Source organism: Thermodesulfobacteriota bacterium (assembly GCA_034189135.1).
Classification (GTDB): domain Bacteria; phylum Desulfobacterota; class Desulfobacteria; order Desulfobacterales; family JAUWMJ01; genus JAUWMJ01.
The window spans coordinates 53,604-72,482 of record JAXHVO010000115.1; the positions used below are offsets into that span (position 1 = coordinate 53,604).

The following is an 18,879-nucleotide window of genomic DNA, read 5'->3' on the forward strand; positions in this document are numbered from 1 at the left end:
GAGAACAGCCTTGGCAAGAGATGAAATATCTTCGACTGAAAGATTGCTTGACCTGATTAGAAGCAGCACCAAAACAGGCAATGAATTTCCCCCTAATAAGCCATCGCGTTCATTTTCGCAACGTCTAAGCTCATATTTCAATAATTTGTTTTCTTTCAAAAAGTCAATCACAGTCGGCGTTGACATCGGTTATAATGAACTGAAACTGGTGAAAACCAGACGTTCTTCCTCTCAGCAACAACAGCTCCTTGATTATGTGAAGGTCCCTTATTTACCGAACGTTTCGGTGGGTCATGCTGAATTCAGCCCTTATTTAAAATCGGTTCTTACTCGTTTTTGCGGATCGGCCAAAAGTGCTGAAATCTGGGCCAACATCTCTTCAGCCCGGGTGGAAATGCGTTATCTTAAAATACCCAAAGTGCCTCAAAAGCAGATTGCCAACGCTGTATACTGGTCATTTAAGAAAATAACAAGCTTTAATGAAAAAGATACCACCTTTGATTTCGAGATTTTGGGCGATATTCAGGAAGGCAGTGCTCAGAAGATAGAGGTGATGGCCTATAGCGTCCCCACTCATGAAATCAAGAAACTCAAAGATATTTTTGCCAAAAGCGGCTTCCCTTTAACGGGGATATCAATTGTTCCTTTTGCTTTGCAGAATTTACTGTTGAACAATTGTGTGAGAACCGACGCCAAGACCGTATCGAGTCTTTATATCGGGAGAGACTGGTCGCGCATTGACATCTTTTCAAACGGATATCTTGTTTTGTCACGCGGTATCAAAGCCGGTATAAAAACAATGAAAGCCACCATAACCGGGGAAAATGATGAAAACCGGACGGATTTATCTTTAAAACCTGTCGATGTTGATGAGGCCCAAAGGACAGAAATAGATGCTGACAGAGCTCAGGAAATATTTTTTGGTTTTACCCAGGATTCTTTTCCTTCGGATTTCCGTCCGCCCGAGCTTAAAGCTGAAGAGAAAGCCATTTTCAAAATGATACTGCCTGCCCTAAAGCGCCTGGTCAGACAGGTGGAGCTTACATTTGAGCATTTCTCGGCAAATTTTGAAAATGAAAGTGTGGAAAGAATCTATATATCAAGTGGTGCGAGCCCTCACCAATTGATTGTTGATTATATAGGAAATGAGCTTGGTATTCCCAAAGAAAACTTTAACCCTTTTTCTGCTGATTCAGATTTTTCCCGCGGAGTATCGGGCCCCGAAACAGCACTTGAAAAGGAAGCATTTGCACCTGCAGCAGGAATAGCTGTTTCCGACAATTCTATTACACCCAATTTTTTGTTTACTTATAAGGATAAAAAGAAAGTTGCCGACATTAAGTTTATCAATAAAATATTGTATGCTGTGTTTGCATTGGTAATGATCCTGTGTGTCGGATTTTATTTTTATCAGGGACAAATAATACAAGAGAAAAAAGATCAACTGGCAATGATGAAACTGGAGATGTCCGGCTTTGTTTCCCAGGTGGATCAGGTGTCAATACTTAAGCTGGTTGAAGAGGCAAAAAGTAATAATGAGGCATTTAAGGAATATGGACGAAAATATCTGGCTATTGCGGCATTGAGTGAAATTGCCGAATTAACCCCCACCAATATTCGTCTGTTAAATATTTCCGCTCAACTGGAAACACCCCCCGGCGCCAAGGAAGAAAATGTGGAAAAGTCGATTGTCATTGGGGGGATTGTATTGGGGGACAAAATGGCGTTGGAATCCATCCTGGCCAGGTATCTGATTGCACTTAAAGGTTCGCCCATATTTGATCAACCGGTCATCAGCGAAAAAACGCTGGGTATGTTTAATAACAATGAAGTATTGCAGTTTACAACCCATTTAAAATTAATTCCTAAGACAAATGGCAAAAATAAAACTAGCTAATTTCCCCACGAAAAGTCTGGCTTATTTTTTGGTATTGGGGGGAGGAATCCTGGTATTCATTGTTCTTACCATTCTTCCTGCCATGCAAAGGTCGAGCGGGTTGGACATGGAAATTAAAAAAATAAAAGGATCCATGGATGAACAAAAGATCCTCACTCCGGTTTATAACAACCTTTTAAAAAAGACCAAGTTTAAGAAAACAAAAGGCATTGCAGCTGCCAAGAAAAAAAAGTTGGCACAGGGTGATACGCGGAGAATCGTACAGCGGTTAAACAATATTGCCAAAGACAGCAATATTGCACTGGTAGACGTTACCCCGGATGTAGACACATTAATCGGAGGGTCGGGACACCTGCTGATAAAAATCGTCGCCCAAGGGGAGTTTATTAATTTGCACCAATTTTTATTCCAGTTATGCGAATTGCCCTTTGTTGAATTTATTGAACAGATAAAAATTACTTCTATCCGAAAAACAAAAGAATTCAGGCTCAAAGTCTGGATGGCTCAGGAATAAGAATGTCTAAGCGAGAAAAAATAATTCTCTGTTTAATGGCCTTATCCATTGTATATGGCTTTTATGTTTTTTTTATTGAGGCTCCCGGCAAAAAAGGAGCGGTGGGTCAAAACAGCAAGCTGGAATCTTTAAACAAGTTTATTACCCATGTTGCCGAACTTACCAAAGAGAGCCTTTCGGAAATAGATTCCTATATTATTGAAAAAGCACCCCAACAATGGGCCAAGGATCCTTTGCTGAGTTCTGATTCGGAATTTCAATTCAAAGCGGAAAACACCGAAGCCGATGTATCGGCTTTGAGGGTGAATATCAAATATACAGGCTTTTTAAGTATGGGCGCCAAAAATTTCGCTATTCTAAACGGGTTGGAATATGAAGAAGGGGAGGAACTGAAAAAAGGCGGATTTATTGTGCATAAAATTTATCCGGAACGGGTCATCATAATAACAAAAGGGAAACAAGAAGAAATTACGATTCCCCTGGAAGAAATTTGATTCCCAGTGACCAGGCGTTTTGCTTGAGGGGTGCTTCGTTCAATGGGTGCTGCGGTTTAGAATTTAAGTTCTTTGCAGGTGAGCCATTCAAGTTCTCGGGACTTTGTGGCTGAACTATTGTCAATTAGACTATTTTTGGTGAAAATTGAATCATTCAAGCAGTGAGCAAATCTTATGAAAAAAATAAATCGTTTTAAAACAATGACCGGCTGGTTTGTTTTTTCTATCTTTTTTACTGCACTTGTCACCGGTTGTGCGACTCAAAAGAAGGAAAAATCGAATCTTTTCTTTGACGACTGGAAAGTAAAAGCACAGGAATCAAAAGGTTTTTCTCCTTCCGCCAGAAAATTTGATAAAGTTGTCGCCCCCAAAAGGACCAGATCAGCTTTCGCCACCGGCTTATTGGCCGGATATCAAAAGCCTCTTCCCAAAAAAAAGATTACCATGAAAATGAACGATATCGAGGTAAGTGTTCTTCTTCGTGCGCTTTCCCGAGTTGCCAACCAGAATATCATGCTCAGTGAAAAGATAAAGGGTAAGATTAATATTAATATAACCAAAGCGCCCTGGGATCAGGTGTTTAAAAGCATTCTACGAACACACGGACTGGCTTATGCCTGGGAAGGGGATATTATCCGTATCATGACCAACGAAGATATGGAAAACGAGTTGAAAAGAGAGTCCCAGAAAAGAGATTTGAAGATTATTGAGCCTTTTATTACCCGAATCGTCCATATTAATTATTCGGAAGCGGCAAAGCTCAGGCAAAACCTGGAAAAATTTCTCACACTCACTAAAGACGGAAAGCCCCTTGGATCGGTTTTGGTGGATGAACACACCAATTCTCTTATTATCCAGGCCATCGAAAACGATCTAAGCAGGATACTGTCCGTAGTGGAAAAGCTGGACCGACCCACCGCGCAAATTCTTTTAGAAGCCCATATCGTTGAAACAACCAGTGATACTGCCCGACAGCTTGGTATTCAGTGGGGCGGCCTGGCTTACGGCACCTCCAATGGCGATCATCACTGGCTGGGGCCGGGCGGAGAAACATATGACGGATCACTGTTTACCGATAGAACCGATGCAAATCCAGGAACCCCCATCTGGCACCTTCCGGGAATCGGGAATATGTTCAATTTTCCCGCTGCCCTCGAAGGTGGTGCAGGGATGACCTTAGGGTATCTGTTTGAAAACGTTGGCCGAAACCTTCTGTCAGTCCAGCTAACTGCGCTCCAGGAAGAAGGCAAGCTCAATATTCTGTCAAGCCCGTCGATTACCACGCTTGAGAATCAGTCGGCATTTATCGAAAGTGGGGCAAAGGTGCCTATCCAGACCGTTGAGGATGGAGAGGTGAATATCAAATATGAAGATGCGGTGCTCAGGTTGGAGGTAACCCCGCATGTGATCGATAAAAATTTTCTTAAATTGAAAATTCTTACCAATAAAGACGAACTGGATTTTACCAGAACGGTGGCAGGGAACCCGACCATTATTACCAAAAAGGCGGAAACAAACGTGATGCTCTCCAATGGCGAGACAACCGTTATCGGAGGTTTGAGCAAAGAAACAGCCAGTGAATCGGAATCCGGGGTACCTTTATTAAAAGATATTCCAGGATTAGGTTTTCTTTTTAGAAGCAGGGGAAAATCCAACAGTATGGAGGAAGTACTTATATTCATTACTCCGTATATTCTGGAGGAAAGGCAGGGAGGATAAACAAGGGAAAGGTACGAAAGGTACCCATTTTCGTTTTTAACCTCAGTCTGTGTCCAGCTTCCAGGGAGGCTGTGCTGCGACAAGACGCTGGGGCAGGGAAAGGCACAAAGGCCCAAAGGCAGAAGTAGAAAAATAGATAACTGTAATTAATCTACGTGCCTGTTCGCCCATGTGCCTTTGCAACTTTATGCTCAGTAATCTCTGTGGTGAATCTTATTTAAAAAACCGTTTTGAAAAATGGATTACTTTAATATTCTCAACCTTAAAAAAGAACCTTTTTCCAATTCACCGGATCCGAAATTTTTTTTTCAATCCAGGCAACACTTGGGCTGCCTGCAAAAACTGGAACTTGCCCTCAGGCTACGCAGAGGTTTGAATGTCATCATCGGGGAAGTCGGTACCGGAAAGACCACCCTTTGTCGACAGCTCATTCGCAGGTTTACCGGAAACGAGGAGATTGAAACCCATCTGATACTCGATCCTTTTTTTTCCGATACGTTAGAATTTCTTTCAACTGTCCATAAAATGCTTAAGGGATATAAACCTGTCAAGGATTCAAATGAATGGCAAATCAAAGAAAATATAAAACAGTATCTGTTTCGTAAAGGGGTCGATGAGAATAAAACAATCATTTTAATTATTGACGAAGGTCAAAAGATCCCTGATTTTTGCCTGGAAATCCTGCGGGAATTTCTTAACTATGAAACCAATGAGTATAAACTTCTCCAAATAGTTATTTTTGCTCAAAAAGAATTTGAAAAGACCATTGGCTTGCATGACAATTTTGCCGACAGGATCAATTTATTTCACTTTTTAAAGCCTCTCGGCTTTCGTGATACCCGACTGATGATTAAATTCAGACTGGAGCAGTCGATTGAACAGAACAGGACCTACACTTTTTTTACCCAACCGGCTCTTTGGGCAATTTATTGGACAACAGGCGGATATCCCAGGAAAATAATCAACCTGTGCCATAGATGTATTATGACCATGATCATTCAAAATAGATCTGTGGTTAATTTTTTCCTGGTTCGTTCATGTATCCAGCGAGTATTCCCCGATCGGGTAAGAAAAATAAAAATGGCTGTGGCCAGCATAGGCACCGTGATGATCATGGTGGCAGTGCTGTTTTCATTTACTGAGCTGAGTTTAGTTAAATTTCCGGTGGTTTTAAAAAATAAAGCTGAGGAAAACCGGGCGGCTTTGTCCGGGAAAAACCGGATTTCAGGTCTGGCAAACCCCGCACGTTTTGCCGGTTTTGAAAATAGAACGGGAGCTGCAGATTCAGCCAAAGCGATTAAAGACAACCGGGCAAAACCATCTGATGGGGATACGGCAGCCTTGATGGAAAAACGAACGCCTGCCGACCCTCTAAATAAAAAATCGAATTCTGTATCAATTGATCACAATTTTCCTGAAATTCTGGGTAAAATAAAACTACGGTCCAATCAAACCCTTTCGGGTTTAATTCAAACGGTTTATGGCAGCTATAATTCCAGACACTTTAAGTCTCTGATTCTGGCAAATCCGCATATTGATGACCCTGATATTGTTGATATCGGTCAGACAGTGGCCTTACCGGCAATTCCTGCAAATTTGAAACCACTGCCGCAAAAAGTGTGGTGGATTAAAATTGCCGATAAAAATAATCTTGAAGACGCCTTTAAAATATTAGAGACTTTTTCACATGATGGGCTGGCGGTACGGCTGATCCCCTACTGGAACAGCCGAAGAGGTGTAAATTTTACGGTGGTTCTTAAAAAGTATTTTTTAGAAGAAAATACTGCTTGGTTGCAACTAGACAGACTTCCGGTTTCCAATTTATCAAAAGGAAAAATAATATCATCGTGGGATGCGGATAATGTTTTTTTTGCCGATCCATTTCTGGCAAGCGCATCGCAGAGGTAAAGAGGACTTTTGCGTCACAGTGGCATATGGGGATGAACGATTAACATATGGTGAGAAGTAAATGAGAGTAAAAAAAAGACTTGGAGAAATTCTTGTTGAAGGTGGACTGATAACGGAAAAACAACTTGAATCAGCGCTGCCTCAACAGAAAAAAAGAAAGGTAAAACTCGGGCAGTTCTTTGTTCAACAGGGGATTCTCACCGAAACACAAATTGTTAAAGTGGTTTCCAGCCAGTTAAAAATTGAGGAATATTCCGCATTAAAATATACCTTAGATCCTGAATTGGCACATATCATTCCGGCAGACATGGCCTATAAATACCAGATCGCACCGTTGAAAAAGACCGGATTGCTGTTGACAATTGCCATGCTTGATCCCATGGATATCAATTCCATTGATGCCATGGAAGTCTATACCAATAGTGAAATTGAAACGGTTATTTGTACAGAACAGGATCTCAATCAGCTCCATTCGGGGCTTTACGGTTCTTACTCCGGTATCGGCGGTGTTCTTGATGATATGGAAGACATGCAATATGATAAGGAAACCGACAAAACAGAAATTACCGAAGATGTAGAGGTCAGTTCACTTCAGGGTATGGCCGAGGAAGCACCTGTGATTCGACTGGTAAATTCAATTCTTTCCCAGGGTGTGCGTGAAGGCGCCAGTGACTTACATATCAGTCCTGAAAAGAACTACGTTCAGGTCCGGTTCCGAGTAGATGGAAAGCTGCATGAGGTGCCGGCACCACCAAAATCAATGTTCCTTCCGATCATATCCAGGCTCAAGATTCTGGCAAATATGGATATTTCAATATCCAGAATCCCCCAGGACGGTAGATTTACCGTTAAGATGAAAAATAAGGAAATAAATATCAGAACGTCCACCATGCCTTCAATTTATGGCGAAAATATGGTTCTTCGTCTTCTGGATACGAGCGGTGGTATTTTGTCACTGGAAAGACTGGGTATGTCTGAAGATGACAGAAAAAAGATCGAAAAAATGATCCGAAAGCCATACGGGATGATTCTAAGCACCGGCCCCACCGGAAGCGGGAAAAGCACCAGTCTGTATTCAATTTTAAAAAATATCAACAAACCGGATATAAACATCATTACCGTGGAGGACCCGGTCGAATACAGAATTGAAAAAATACGGCAGATCCAGCTGAACCGGAAAGCAGGGATGACCTTTGCCGATGGTCTCAGATCCATTCTTCGACAGGATCCCGATGTCATCATGGTTGGTGAAATTCGTGACGCCGAAACCGCCACTATCGCGGTTCAAGCCGCATTAACCGGACACAGGGTTTTTAGCACTCTGCATACGAATGATGCTGCCGGTGCAATTACAAGATTTGTTGATATGGGGGTAGAGCCCTTTCTGGTGTCCTCGGTTATGATCGCTTCATTTGCCCAGCGCCTGGTTCGAACCGTATGTCCGCAGTGTAAGAAGCCTTTTAAACCACCTGAGAAAATGCTTGAATTCTGGGGGTTGGAAAACGCAGAGAATACAAATTTCGTGAAAGGAAAGGGATGCTTTAACTGCCTGAACACCGGATATAAGGGACGAACCGGTATATATGAGGTGCTGGTGATTGATGATATGATACAAAAACTGATATTAAAAAACAGCACTTCGCAGGAAATTACTCGCGCGGCCATTGAGGCCGGAACGCTGAATACGCTTAAGAAAAATGCAGCAGAAAAAGTAAGACAGGGGATCACCACCTTTGAAGAGGCAAGCTCTGCGGTGCTTGTTTAGCGTGGTGGCAACATCATGACGATTATTTATTGTCGAGCCTGGCCGGCATGTTGTTTTTGCGATTAAAGATAATGTTACGAGTTTCGAGTTTCGGGTTACAATGTATGAGGATTATTTCCGTTTTTTTTACACGCAACCTGCAACCCGTAAAACGCTTATTTTCAGGCACTTTTATTTTCGAGGGAAAAAATGCCGATTTTTTCATATAATGCCCTGGCAGAAGACGGCAGGGCGCAAAAAGGTTCCATCGAGGCGGAGTCACTTGAAGCGGCAAACAGCCTGCTTTCTTCCAGAGGGTTAATGCCCACCACAGTCAAAGAAGAAGCAGGTGCTGCGATCGGCTTTACCTGGAAGTCTATTCAGGAGCAAATGACACCCATAAAGGCCCCTGACCTTATTCTTTTTACCAAACAGTTTCGTACCATGATACGTGCAGGTGTGTCGATGATGCAAATATTGCATATTTTGCAGCAGCAAACCGAAAACATGAAACTTAAAAAAATATTGGGTAAAATGCAGAAGGATGTCAATGAGGGTTTGAGCCTTCATGAGGCCTTTGAAAAACACCCCAAGGTGTTTTCCGTGCTGTACTGCAGTATGGTGGAAGCCGGTGAAGCCAGTGGCGCTCTTCCGGAAATCCTCGACCGCCTGACCTATATCATCGAACACGAATATAAGGTCAAGTCAGATATTAAATCGGCCCTTCAGTATCCGATTGTGGTGGTTTCTTTTCTGGTTATTGCCTTTATTGTCCTGTTAACCTTTGTTATCCCAAAATTCGTGAATATTTTTGCCAATGCCGGCTTAAAGCTTCCCCTGCCGACCAAGTTATGCATGGCCTTATACCAGTTTATGAGCCATTACTGGGTCCTTATTATTGGCGGAATATTTATCGGGGTTGCACTGCTTGTCCTGTTTTTAAGGACCAAGCGGGGACAGTTTATAAAGGATGCTTTATTTTTAAAAGTACCGATTGTCGGGCAGTTATTGCTAAAGGCCGCTATTTCACGCTTTGCCAGCATATTTGCCATACTGCATTCAAGTGGGGTCGATATCCTTGACTCTATGGACATTCTATCCGGAACCATTGGCAACGCTGCTGTTGCCCACGAACTGGAAGGGATCAAAAATCGTCTGGAGGAGGGGAGAGGGATTGCCGGGCCTCTGATGGCTGCAAAGTATTTTACCCCCATGATGATTAATATGGTTGCCATCGGAGAGGAAACAGGAAACCTTCAAGACATGCTTCAAGAAGCATCCGACCATTATGACACCGAGGTCGAATATTCCATGAAGAAGATGTCCGAGGCCATCGGGCCCATGCTGACAGTCGGTCTTGCCGCTGTGATCGGTTTTTTTGCCCTGGCCATTTTTCTACCCATGTGGGATTTGACCACAATGGTGAAATAGTGTCCCAACAAGAAGTACGCTTTATAAATAAAATAGGGATAATATCCGAAAAGAGTTGGCCGGATTATGATGATAAGGATTCAGGATTAGAGGGGTCTGGGATTCGAATGAAATGCTTAAGTAACCGTTGATAGTTATAATAAAGACTCGGATATTATTAAAGAAATGGGTTATGCTGAGCAGGGCAAATTAGAAATGCTGCAAGTTGAAAGATGAGGGCTTAGAATGTTCAAAAGACTTATAAAATCGGCAGGAAAAGCACTTGACCCCTTGAATCCTTGAATCCTCGAACCCTTTTCATTAACCAACCTGAAGGCGAACCTTATTTATTAACCTTATGCGAAATAACTAAATACATGATCACTCAATACATCAAAAGGCTCCAGAAGCATCCGCAATACCACATCAGCCTTTATATTATCATTCCTTTTATATATGCCGGGTTTACCATACTGGCGGCAATTGTGGCTTACAGCCTGACCAGATACGACCTTATCCACGGGATTGGCTTTAAAAATGCTGTTTTCTGGGCAACCTCTCTCGTCGGCTTTTTTGCTTCTTTAACCGGGTTTATCCTTGTTCGTTTGATGCTGAAACCGGTGGAAAAGTTTGTGGAAAAAGCAAAGAACCTTCCCAATATTTCGAACTCCGAAAACCAGAAAGAAAGCGATAAATCACTCGACCAAATTCAAAAGTTCACCAATGTTTTTAATCAGGTGACTAACGTACTGAGCCGAATAGACGCCAGGCATTTCTTCCCTAAAATCATTGGCGAGAGCCTGGCCATGCGAAGTCTTTTAAGCCTGATTATGAAAGTGGCACCGACCGATTCCACCGTCCTTATACTTGGTGAAAGCGGAACAGGTAAGGAGCTGGTGGCAACGAGCATCTATGAGCAAAGCCTTCGCAAAAACAAACCGTTTATTAAATTAAACTGTGCGGCCATACCGGAAGAACTTTTGGAAAGCGAACTTTTCGGCCATGAGAAAGGGGCCTTTACCGGGGCGACCACCTCTAAAAGCGGCAAATTCGATATGGCCAATGGTGGCACCATATTTCTGGATGAAATTGGTGACATGCCCTTTAACCTTCAGGCCAAAATCCTCCGCGTGATCCAGGAACGGGAATTTTATCGTGTGGGCGGGACCTGGACGATCAAGGTAAATGTTCGTTTTATTGCTTCAACCAATCAAAATCTTGAGCAAATGGTAAAACAGGGAAGTTTCAGGGAGGATCTTTTTTATCGTTTAAATGTATTTTCGCTCCACCTGCCCCCCTTAAGGGAAAGAAAGGAAGATATACCAATTATTGTGGATCACTTTCTGGAAAAATCCGCAAAACCTGTTTCAATTTCATCCACGGCATTGCAGATGCTGGCGGCAAATTCATGGCCGGGAAATATAAGAGAGCTGCAGAACACCATTGAACACGCTGCGGTGATCTGTGATGGGGATTTTATTGAGCCTGAACACCTGCCGATATCAATCACCGGTGCGTTCATCAATAGTGGAGAAGACCTTCCCCCTCTACCTGCCAATGCCACCCTGGACCAAAAGCTCAATGAAATCGAAAAAGAAATGATTATCGAGGCGTTAAGAAAAACAGGGGGGGTTCAGATCAGGGCCACGGAACTCTTAGGGATCAATCAAAGAAGCCTGTGGCACCGGATCAAAAAACATCAGATCGACGTAAAAAGCATCAAAAATGACAATATTTAATTTATAATCTACATTTTTTGCAGATTATACCTCTATGTAAGAAATATCCGAAACCGGGCTAATTATTTTATGAGAAAGACAACATACTGAATATAAGGTCAATTGTTATGCTTAGTCATAGTTCTTTTGATTTTTGGCATATTTTGGCACAAAAACTGCATTAACTATTAACACCAAAACGAAAAGAGGTGTTCAATTCACAGCTGTAAAAGTACGTAATTGGTTTATGGGAAATGAAACAGTACTTAAAATCCTCTTTAACGGGTTTTTAAATACAAATTTTAAACTTTATGGAGTTAGAACTGGAAAAAGGAGAATGTAATCATGAACAAAACAAGAAACAAAAGACTGTTAAAAAACCAGGAGGGTTTTACTTTAGTCGAGATCATTGCGGTATTGATCATCCTGGGTATCTTGGCCGCTGTTGCCGTGCCCAGGTATATTGATCTTGAGTCAAATGCCAAGGATAGAGCAATCGATGCCGGAGTGTCTGAATTAAACGGAAGAGAAAATCTGAACTGGGCGAATATTAAAATACAAACCGGAGCACCTGAGAACGATGGTGATATGGAAACTGCTTGTTGGAATGCCATGACTCCTATTGAACTTGGAGATGACTATGATGAGTCTGCCCTTGGAGCAGGCGGAGGTAATCTCGATTTTAAAGGCACTGCTGTTTCCCTGACAAGGACAGCCGCAACTCTCATTACACCTGGCCTCTGGGTTAGGACTCCGCCAGGTCCATAAAAATAAGTTCTTAAAATTTATAAAAATATTATAATTGAAATATAGAACGATGGGTAAAAAGTGTTCATATTTTTTTATAAACCCACTAGATATATGAAAATGAGACCATTTCTTAAAAGAAGTCAAGGCTTCACGCTGATTGAAATCATGGCCGTGCTGGTGATCATGGGTGTGATGGCATCGGTGGCAGCCAGAAAGATAAATGATATTAGCGGGACTGCAGAGTTACGCGCATTGGAAACCGGCATAGTGGAACTTAATGCCCGGGAGATGTTGTATTGGACAAACGCCAAATTTGCTCCGGGTGGCTGGGGTGGCAATGGTGGTGATACTGGGGTATGGGCGGTTATGGCTCTAGATACAGACGTTGGTACTGAGTATTCCTGGACAGTTGGTCCGGATCGTCTTGCCGGCGGAACACTCAGTTTCGGATCACAATCAATTCCTTTAAACCGGGCTGTCTCTACAAACATAGCAGCAGCCAGGTGGTCGTCATAATAATAATTCAATACGTCCTGAAGAAATTTCCTTTGGAATTTTTCTTCAGGACTGCTTCCTTTTTTCTCTTCTTGTTGTCAAATTTGTTTTTCCCTAATGGTCTTCAGTCTTCAACCTTCAGCCTATCTACCTGAGTAATAATATATTTCTATACATTCCCGTTTGTTTCCGTGGTAAAAATGCACAAATCGAGGTTTTTCTTGACAGGTTCAGTCAACCGCATGCTATTTAAACTATGCATCCACTTTTTTGTGACTTTTTCCTTTATTTAGTTGTATATGAATAAAAGACAAGAAAATGAAACCATTGAAAACGTTTTAAACGGAGATAGGGAAAAGTTTGCACTTCTTGTGGATCGATACAAAGGGCCTGTTTACAACCTGGTGTATCGGTTGACCGGCAGCCGTGATGATGCAGAAGATCTGGCCCAGGAAATTTTTTTAAAGGCTTATCAATCTTTAAACAGTTTTAAAATAAAACGGAGGTTTTTTCCCTGGCTTTATACCATTGCTGTCAATTTAACCCGAAATCACTTAAAAAAGAAAAAGCCAATACTAGTTAAAAACGTCGATCGTTTACCAGCCGATAAAACTAGTCCTGAACAGGCGGTTTCTCATCAACAGGAAGCCGAAGCGTTGGCCCGATATATTCAAAGACTACCTGTTTCTCTAAGGGAAGCGATCATTTTAAGATATTATCATTATTTGCACTTTGAAGATATTTCCCAGATATTATGCATATCCTTGAGCGCGGCAAAAATGAGAGTTTATCGCGGGTTAAAAAAACTGGAAATTTTGATGAACAAAAATACCAAATAATATTTAACCACTGATTTTCACCTAGAATCCACTGGAAAATATATCCGTGATTTTCCGTGGTAAACCTTTTGCCTCAAATGAAAGCAATAAAGTGCCACGTCCTCCGAAACAATTCGAAAATATGAAAAAATTTGAGCATATCATTCGTATTGCTCAAAATACCAAGGCTGTTTCTCTTCCGGATGGTTTTACCGAAAAAGTGATGGAGAACCTTCCGCCAGGTCCGCATACTTCAGGGTCTAAACTGCGGGAATTTTTATTACTGGCTTTGCAGAAGCTAAATCTTCGCTCGTGGATAGAAGTTGAAACCGTGGCGGAATGTGCGGTTTGCTTTCTCATGGTTGGATTTTTTTATGTTATCATGGGGATTGTCATGGCCCTGGGGTTGAAAACCATGGGGGGGCAATCCCATGTGTCGGGTTGGATTATGATTCAGCCGCAAATCGCCTTTGCTTCAGCCATTGTTTTTATTTTCCTGGGTATTTTGTTGTTTAAAAAAAGAATGCTTGCCATTAAGCTGGCCTATGGAACTGCCATTTTATACATCGGTTTTTCCGTGTTTAACTCAGCAGGGATTCAAATGGCCACGGGAAATCCCCTTTCCGCAGCCGGTATGCTTTGCCTGACTTCCGGTGCTGTTCTTTTGGGTGTTTTCCTAACGGTCATTGTTCACAAATATAGAGGAATAATGTTGATGGAAAATTTTTAAATTCACCACCGAGCCGCTGAGATCGAAGAGAATGGATTGTTTTTTCGTTTTTTGCTGACCTTGTGGTGATAAATAAAATAAGGTGAAGGAACACAAATGGGTATAAAAAACAATTTAGGCTTTACGGCCATAGAAATTATAACAGTCATGATTGTCATGGGCATCATCAGTGCCTTTGTCATCGGACGTGCTATGGATGATGAGCCGGAGTTAATCGCCCAGAAGGAAGTTCTCAAAGTACACCTGCGGTACGCCCAGTCCAGAGCCATGAATTCAAATGATAATTACGGCATTCAATCCGATTCAACCGGTCATTCTTACTGGCTCTTCAGATATAATGGAACTTCCGGACTTGTCAGGGTCAATTTTCCGGGCGAACAGTTGGATCATATAAGCCTTTCGACGCTTGGGCTTTCCATGAATGCTGATTTCCTTATTTCTTTTGACTCAAGGGGGATACCGTATACGGACAATTTAGGCACCCTGCAAGTAGGAGACAGGACATTAACATTGTCTTCAGGCTCAGGTAACGAAACAATTATCATAACACAAAATACAGGATTCATTCAATGAGGACAAAATTATATTTGTTTACTAAAAACCAGGGATTTACTCTTTTGGAGGTGGTCATTACCCTGATTGTGGGGTCAATTTTGGGCACCATTCTGGTCCAGTTTATGGGAACCAGCATGAAAAATAGCTTTGAACCGGTTGTTATGGTTCAGGAGGCCAATGGCGTTCATGAAATCATGGAAAAGTTGAATTCGGTTTATAAAATGAGGCTGATGACTTCAGCCGACAATCCTCTGGCTGATTTTAAAACGGATGTGGAAACCGGAATGAATCCACCGCTTGCTCCCGTCATCGGACATTACACAGTTAATGAGACAAGGTATATTACCTTTACCGGCGGGGTAGAAGATGCAGCAGATGACCCTTCACCAGATCCACGAGTTTTAAAGGTAACCATTACCCATGGAGGGCAGAGCCTGACGGCGCTATTTACAAAGTAAAAGGGAAAGGTAAATGACAGGCAGACGGCAGTAAAAAATGAACATCGAACATCGAACGTCCAACATCGAATATTGAATGGGAAGGGAAAAGGCAGAAGAAATAGGAGTAAAAAATGAGAAATGAGTCAGGATTTACCTTGATAGAGATCATCGTTTCCCTTGTACTGGTGGGTATGATGGCTGCCATTGCGGGTATGGGGATCGTGACCGGCACCAAAGGATACCTGCTGGCAAAGGAAAATTCCCACATGGCCCAGAAAGCGCAAATTGCCATGGCCCGAATCCAGCGTGAATTAATGGAACTGACTGACATTGCTGCCACACAGGCAGATCCTGCCTTTATTGTCTATGATAATACAACCGGCAGGCATGCCATTGCCAGGGAAGGTTCTGATGTGAAGATGTATGATCTGCCTGCAGGAGTGATGAGTCCCCCGGCGGATGCCGGGGATATTCTGGTGGATAATGTGAATAACTTTACATTATCATACTATCAGGGGACAGATTCCTGGAATGGAGCGGACATTCAACGTCTTTCAACCATCAAAGCAGATCTCACGCTGGACCGCTCCGACGGAGCCGGTGATACGGTTACTTTTACCACCACGGTCAATCCGAGAAATACCAATAACTACGGCGGAGTGCCACCCACCGCCGCTCCCTTCAGCGCCCCTAACTATACCTGCTTTGTGGCGGCTGTCGCTTCCGGCGAGACGTCAGTTCCCACAGCTCTTTTGTTTGGTTTGTTTATTGTTGCATTCGCGTTTTTAAGCCTTTTTTTTCTCACCCAAAGGCACCATGCTTCGCCTTCGGCTATGCATGGCAAGCAAAGGCGGACGGCAAAAGGCCATGTCCTGCGTAGCCGCAGGCGAAGCAGGAAGAGGGCACAAAGGCTGGGAGGCGGTCAGATCGGAAAGCTGGAAGAAAACAAGGGAAATGTGCTAATCGGTCTGATTGTCACCATGATGATATTTGCCGCTCTGGGTGCAGGAATGGTGGCCATGACCGGTACCTCCACGTTCAGCCAGGTGACGGCAAACACCACTTCAAAGGCATATTACCTGGCGGAATCGGGTTTCAGATACGCCGCCAGCGTATATGTTAATACCGGGGATACCGATACAGATGGCGAAATTGAAGACGACAGGAATCAGCAGCTCCAGAACATTGACGGATCGGTTTTTACATTGATTAATCCCGATAAAAGATTCGACCTTGTAATTTTTCCTTATTATTTTGTGACTACCGGCCCATTTCCCAGTACGAGTACATTAATCGGCACTATGTTCCCAGGTCAAATGCCGGACAATTTCACCATGCCGGCCACAGGCAGAATAAACATTGGTAATCATATTTACAATTATACAGGTTACGCTGCCGGAATATTTACTATTCTAGGAGGCCTGACGGATGACGTCGGTGCTCGGATGAATGTGCTTCCTGTAGGAAATCCTCCAGGGGCAGCTACTATGACAAATGGAGGCGATCTCACCCTTGTCAATGCTGCCTTTTTTCCCGCAATCACCGGAAAATTCATGATAAATGGAATTACCTATACCTATGCAACCAGAAACGGAAATACGTTTCAAAATATTACCGATGCAAATAATCCGGCCAGGGTTTTTTCTCTGCCGGTGGATGCCAATACCAATCTTATCTTAAGACCTTATTTAAGGGTTCGTTCCACCGGAACCGTGGGCCAAGGAGTTGAGGCTGCAAGCCGCGATATTATATATAACGTTCCCATCCCCGATTCTCCCACTGAGGGGATCACAGTACAGGTTCATGATACTTTTGAAACCACAGATCACTGGAAAGGCTCTACGTGGGGCAGTCATGCAGTACAAAATATCGAAGGAGAAAATGTGTTGAAGGTTACCGGCACAGGAGCAGTACCAGGAGCTCCTAAAGCAAGCCTTATCGGCCTGGACTGGTCAACCACCGATGCCAACCTGGCATCCGCTCACTCTTTATCCGGATATTTTTTAAGCTACGATGCCCAGGTCAAGGTGGGGTTTGTTCCGCCCTTTACGCCTGGGAGTTGGAGTGATGGGGACCCCGAGACAAACGGACCTGACGGTTTGCCCAAATATTATGCGGCCGGCCTGTCTTTCCGGCTGGATGAAAGCAATAACAGCTATGGGGTTTCTTTTATGCGCGGCAGCAATTTCACCAATCCCCTGCCTGACAACATTGACGATGCCATTGTTCCTCAGGATCAAGTTCCCCTGATTGTCCTGTGGCAGCAGATAAATTCAGGAGCGGACAGACAATGGCTGGCATATAAATATCTGACCGGGCCTATTATATTCTTTGATGATATGGATAGTGGTGCACCCGGGTGGTCGGCGCCTATTGATAATGCGACTCCTCCGTGGTGGTTGAGTTCACTTGATTCTCATAGCCTGCCGACAATGTGGTCTGACCGGACCGGTCATTATGTTAATAATGAAGACGCATCACTAATTTCTCCCTCAATTGATCTTACCGGACATACATCTGCGGTTCTGACCTTCTGGCATGAATATTTTTTTAATGATGCAGGCGATAGTGGGCGTGTGTATATCAACGGCAGCGAGATCGCCTCATTTGTCGGTCCTGACTCGACAAGTGATTGGGTCAAGGTCGCTATCGATATCAGCGAATATATACCCAATAATGTACAGATCACATTTCGCATTCAAACCGATGGCGCTGGTACTGACCATGGCTGGCACATCGATGATGTGGCTATTTCAGAGGGCTTTTCGGTCAACGAGTCCACCCTTTTGGTTCGAATCAAGGAAGCCGGCGAGGTGCGTTTTAACAGCGGCGGAACCACTGCCATTGAAGATGGGGATATTATCACCCAGGCAAACGGTGCCATGGGAACGGTGGTGGGAAATCCGATACTCTCTGCGGGCAGTTGGGCTGGGGGCGATGCGGTTGGAATAATCACCCTCAACAGAGTATCGGGAACCTTTAACAGCGGCCAGGCAATTCTGGTGGGTGGAAGCAATCTTGCCACCTGTCAGGGTTTCACCGACCGCAATAATTACATCAAGGTGTTTTATGGTGATGTAACAGGTGAAGGTACAGCGAATAATGACCCTTTTGATTTAGAAAGATCACCAAATTTGCGCAATGAAATTCACTGGCCTCCTGGTGAAGTTGAGGACTGGTCCGCCGAAACCGATTTTTTCACTCTGGTCCGGTGGGATGCTGTTAATACTACTAGTTTACCAACTGTAGACATTGTGCCTTCTGCGTATGAAACGGGGGTTATTATCCTTAGCGATGAAAACACTCTTTTTACCCCAGATTCCGGAATTTTATCCTATGCCCGGCCGGAACTCGGGCTGCATACATTCGGCCATGGCTCCACCGACGTTTATTTCGACGATTTCGGCTTACAAGTTGAAATTGCCTCAGGAGCCGGATTCTTGACACCGATACAAGAATAAAAGCTGGGAGTAATAGCATCATGGCACAATTAGTAGTTCAGTGCCACCAAATGATTTAATTGGAATTTAAATATCGAATATCGAACAGGGAATTATGAATATCGAAGTGAGGATTCTATCTTTTTATAATATAAAGATAGAACCAAGCGATTCAACATTTTATCATTGGAAATTCTTTGTTCGGTATTCTGCGGTTCAAAACATATTCAAAGCACGCACCTTGTAA

General features: G+C 43.1%; 15 protein-coding genes. All 15 read left to right on the forward strand.

Going from position 1 to position 18,879, the window contains the following annotated elements:
- Nucleotides 1–10: 10 nt before the first annotated feature.
- The 15 genes from SWH54_16715 (at nucleotide 11) to SWH54_16785 (ending at nucleotide 18,653) form a co-directional block, all read left to right on the forward strand.
- Nucleotides 11–1,897 (forward strand): hypothetical protein, encoded by a 1,887-nt coding sequence (locus SWH54_16715; protein MDY6792909.1) that lies wholly within the window; start codon nucleotides 11–13, stop codon nucleotides 1,895–1,897.
- On the forward strand, nucleotides 1,875–2,411 hold the full coding sequence (locus SWH54_16720) for a hypothetical protein (protein MDY6792910.1): 537 nt from the start codon (nucleotides 1,875–1,877) through the stop codon (nucleotides 2,409–2,411). The genes SWH54_16715 and SWH54_16720 overlap by 23 nt, the downstream gene beginning before the upstream one ends.
- A 2-nt stretch (nucleotides 2,412–2,413) precedes the next feature.
- Complete coding sequence (locus tag SWH54_16725; protein MDY6792911.1) at nucleotides 2,414–2,905, forward strand: hypothetical protein; 492 nt, start codon at nucleotides 2,414–2,416, stop codon at nucleotides 2,903–2,905.
- A gap of 174 nt (nucleotides 2,906–3,079) precedes the next feature.
- A complete protein-coding gene (gene pilQ, locus SWH54_16730; GenBank protein MDY6792912.1) occupies nucleotides 3,080–4,624 on the forward strand; it encodes a type IV pilus secretin PilQ in 1,545 nt (514 codons plus the stop codon).
- Nucleotides 4,625–4,861: 237 nt separating this feature from the next.
- Complete coding sequence (locus SWH54_16735; protein ID MDY6792913.1) at nucleotides 4,862–6,532, forward strand: AAA family ATPase; 1,671 nt, start codon at nucleotides 4,862–4,864, stop codon at nucleotides 6,530–6,532.
- Nucleotides 6,533–6,593: 61 nt separating this feature from the next.
- Complete coding sequence (locus SWH54_16740; protein ID MDY6792914.1) at nucleotides 6,594–8,297, forward strand: GspE/PulE family protein; 1,704 nt, start codon at nucleotides 6,594–6,596, stop codon at nucleotides 8,295–8,297.
- 189 nt (nucleotides 8,298–8,486) lie between these two features.
- Nucleotides 8,487–9,707, forward strand: coding sequence for a type II secretion system F family protein (locus SWH54_16745; GenBank protein MDY6792915.1), 1,221 nt, complete (start codon nucleotides 8,487–8,489; stop codon nucleotides 9,705–9,707).
- A gap of 356 nt (nucleotides 9,708–10,063) precedes the next feature.
- The gene (locus SWH54_16750; protein ID MDY6792916.1) at nucleotides 10,064–11,425 is read left to right on the forward strand and encodes a sigma-54 dependent transcriptional regulator; all 1,362 of its coding nucleotides are present in this window, start codon (nucleotides 10,064–10,066) and stop codon (nucleotides 11,423–11,425) included.
- Between the two features lie 324 nt (nucleotides 11,426–11,749).
- A complete protein-coding gene (locus SWH54_16755; protein MDY6792917.1) occupies nucleotides 11,750–12,172 on the forward strand; it encodes a type II secretion system protein in 423 nt (140 codons plus the stop codon).
- Nucleotides 12,173–12,271: 99 nt separating this feature from the next.
- On the forward strand, nucleotides 12,272–12,670 hold the full coding sequence (locus SWH54_16760) for a prepilin-type N-terminal cleavage/methylation domain-containing protein (GenBank protein MDY6792918.1): 399 nt from the start codon (nucleotides 12,272–12,274) through the stop codon (nucleotides 12,668–12,670).
- Nucleotides 12,671–12,948: 278 nt separating this feature from the next.
- The gene (locus SWH54_16765; protein ID MDY6792919.1) at nucleotides 12,949–13,488 is read left to right on the forward strand and encodes a sigma-70 family RNA polymerase sigma factor; all 540 of its coding nucleotides are present in this window, start codon (nucleotides 12,949–12,951) and stop codon (nucleotides 13,486–13,488) included.
- A gap of 121 nt (nucleotides 13,489–13,609) precedes the next feature.
- Entirely contained in the window at nucleotides 13,610–14,197 is a 588-nt protein-coding gene (locus tag SWH54_16770) for a hypothetical protein (protein MDY6792920.1), read from the forward strand.
- A 96-nt stretch (nucleotides 14,198–14,293) separates the two neighbouring features.
- On the forward strand, nucleotides 14,294–14,770 hold the full coding sequence (locus SWH54_16775; GenBank protein MDY6792921.1) for a type II secretion system protein: 477 nt from the start codon (nucleotides 14,294–14,296) through the stop codon (nucleotides 14,768–14,770).
- Nucleotides 14,767–15,210 (forward strand): type II secretion system protein, encoded by a 444-nt coding sequence (locus SWH54_16780; protein MDY6792922.1) that lies wholly within the window; start codon nucleotides 14,767–14,769, stop codon nucleotides 15,208–15,210. The genes SWH54_16775 and SWH54_16780 overlap by 4 nt, the downstream gene beginning before the upstream one ends.
- A 113-nt stretch (nucleotides 15,211–15,323) precedes the next feature.
- Nucleotides 15,324–18,653, forward strand: a complete 3,330-nt coding sequence (locus SWH54_16785; protein ID MDY6792923.1) for a prepilin-type N-terminal cleavage/methylation domain-containing protein — start codon at nucleotides 15,324–15,326, stop codon at nucleotides 18,651–18,653.
- Nucleotides 18,654–18,879 lie beyond the last annotated feature (226 nt).

Coding starts and splice junctions, on each gene's coding strand:
- SWH54_16720 (MDY6792910.1), top strand. CDS start 1,875: ATGGCAAAAATAAAACTAGCTAATTTCCCCACGAAAAGTCTGGCTTAT.
- SWH54_16750 (MDY6792916.1), top strand. CDS start 10,064: ATGATCACTCAATACATCAAAAGGCTCCAGAAGCATCCGCAATACCAC.
- pilQ (MDY6792912.1), top strand. CDS start 3,080: ATGAAAAAAATAAATCGTTTTAAAACAATGACCGGCTGGTTTGTTTTT.
- SWH54_16755 (MDY6792917.1), top strand. CDS start 11,750: ATGAACAAAACAAGAAACAAAAGACTGTTAAAAAACCAGGAGGGTTTT.
- SWH54_16775 (MDY6792921.1), top strand. CDS start 14,294: ATGGGTATAAAAAACAATTTAGGCTTTACGGCCATAGAAATTATAACA.
- SWH54_16780 (MDY6792922.1), top strand. CDS start 14,767: ATGAGGACAAAATTATATTTGTTTACTAAAAACCAGGGATTTACTCTT.
- SWH54_16740 (MDY6792914.1), top strand. CDS start 6,594: ATGAGAGTAAAAAAAAGACTTGGAGAAATTCTTGTTGAAGGTGGACTG.
- SWH54_16770 (MDY6792920.1), top strand. CDS start 13,610: ATGAAAAAATTTGAGCATATCATTCGTATTGCTCAAAATACCAAGGCT.
- SWH54_16735 (MDY6792913.1), top strand. CDS start 4,862: ATGGATTACTTTAATATTCTCAACCTTAAAAAAGAACCTTTTTCCAAT.
- SWH54_16765 (MDY6792919.1), top strand. CDS start 12,949: ATGAATAAAAGACAAGAAAATGAAACCATTGAAAACGTTTTAAACGGA.
- SWH54_16785 (MDY6792923.1), top strand. CDS start 15,324: ATGAGAAATGAGTCAGGATTTACCTTGATAGAGATCATCGTTTCCCTT.
- SWH54_16745 (MDY6792915.1), top strand. CDS start 8,487: ATGCCGATTTTTTCATATAATGCCCTGGCAGAAGACGGCAGGGCGCAA.
- SWH54_16725 (MDY6792911.1), top strand. CDS start 2,414: ATGTCTAAGCGAGAAAAAATAATTCTCTGTTTAATGGCCTTATCCATT.
- SWH54_16760 (MDY6792918.1), top strand. CDS start 12,272: ATGAGACCATTTCTTAAAAGAAGTCAAGGCTTCACGCTGATTGAAATC.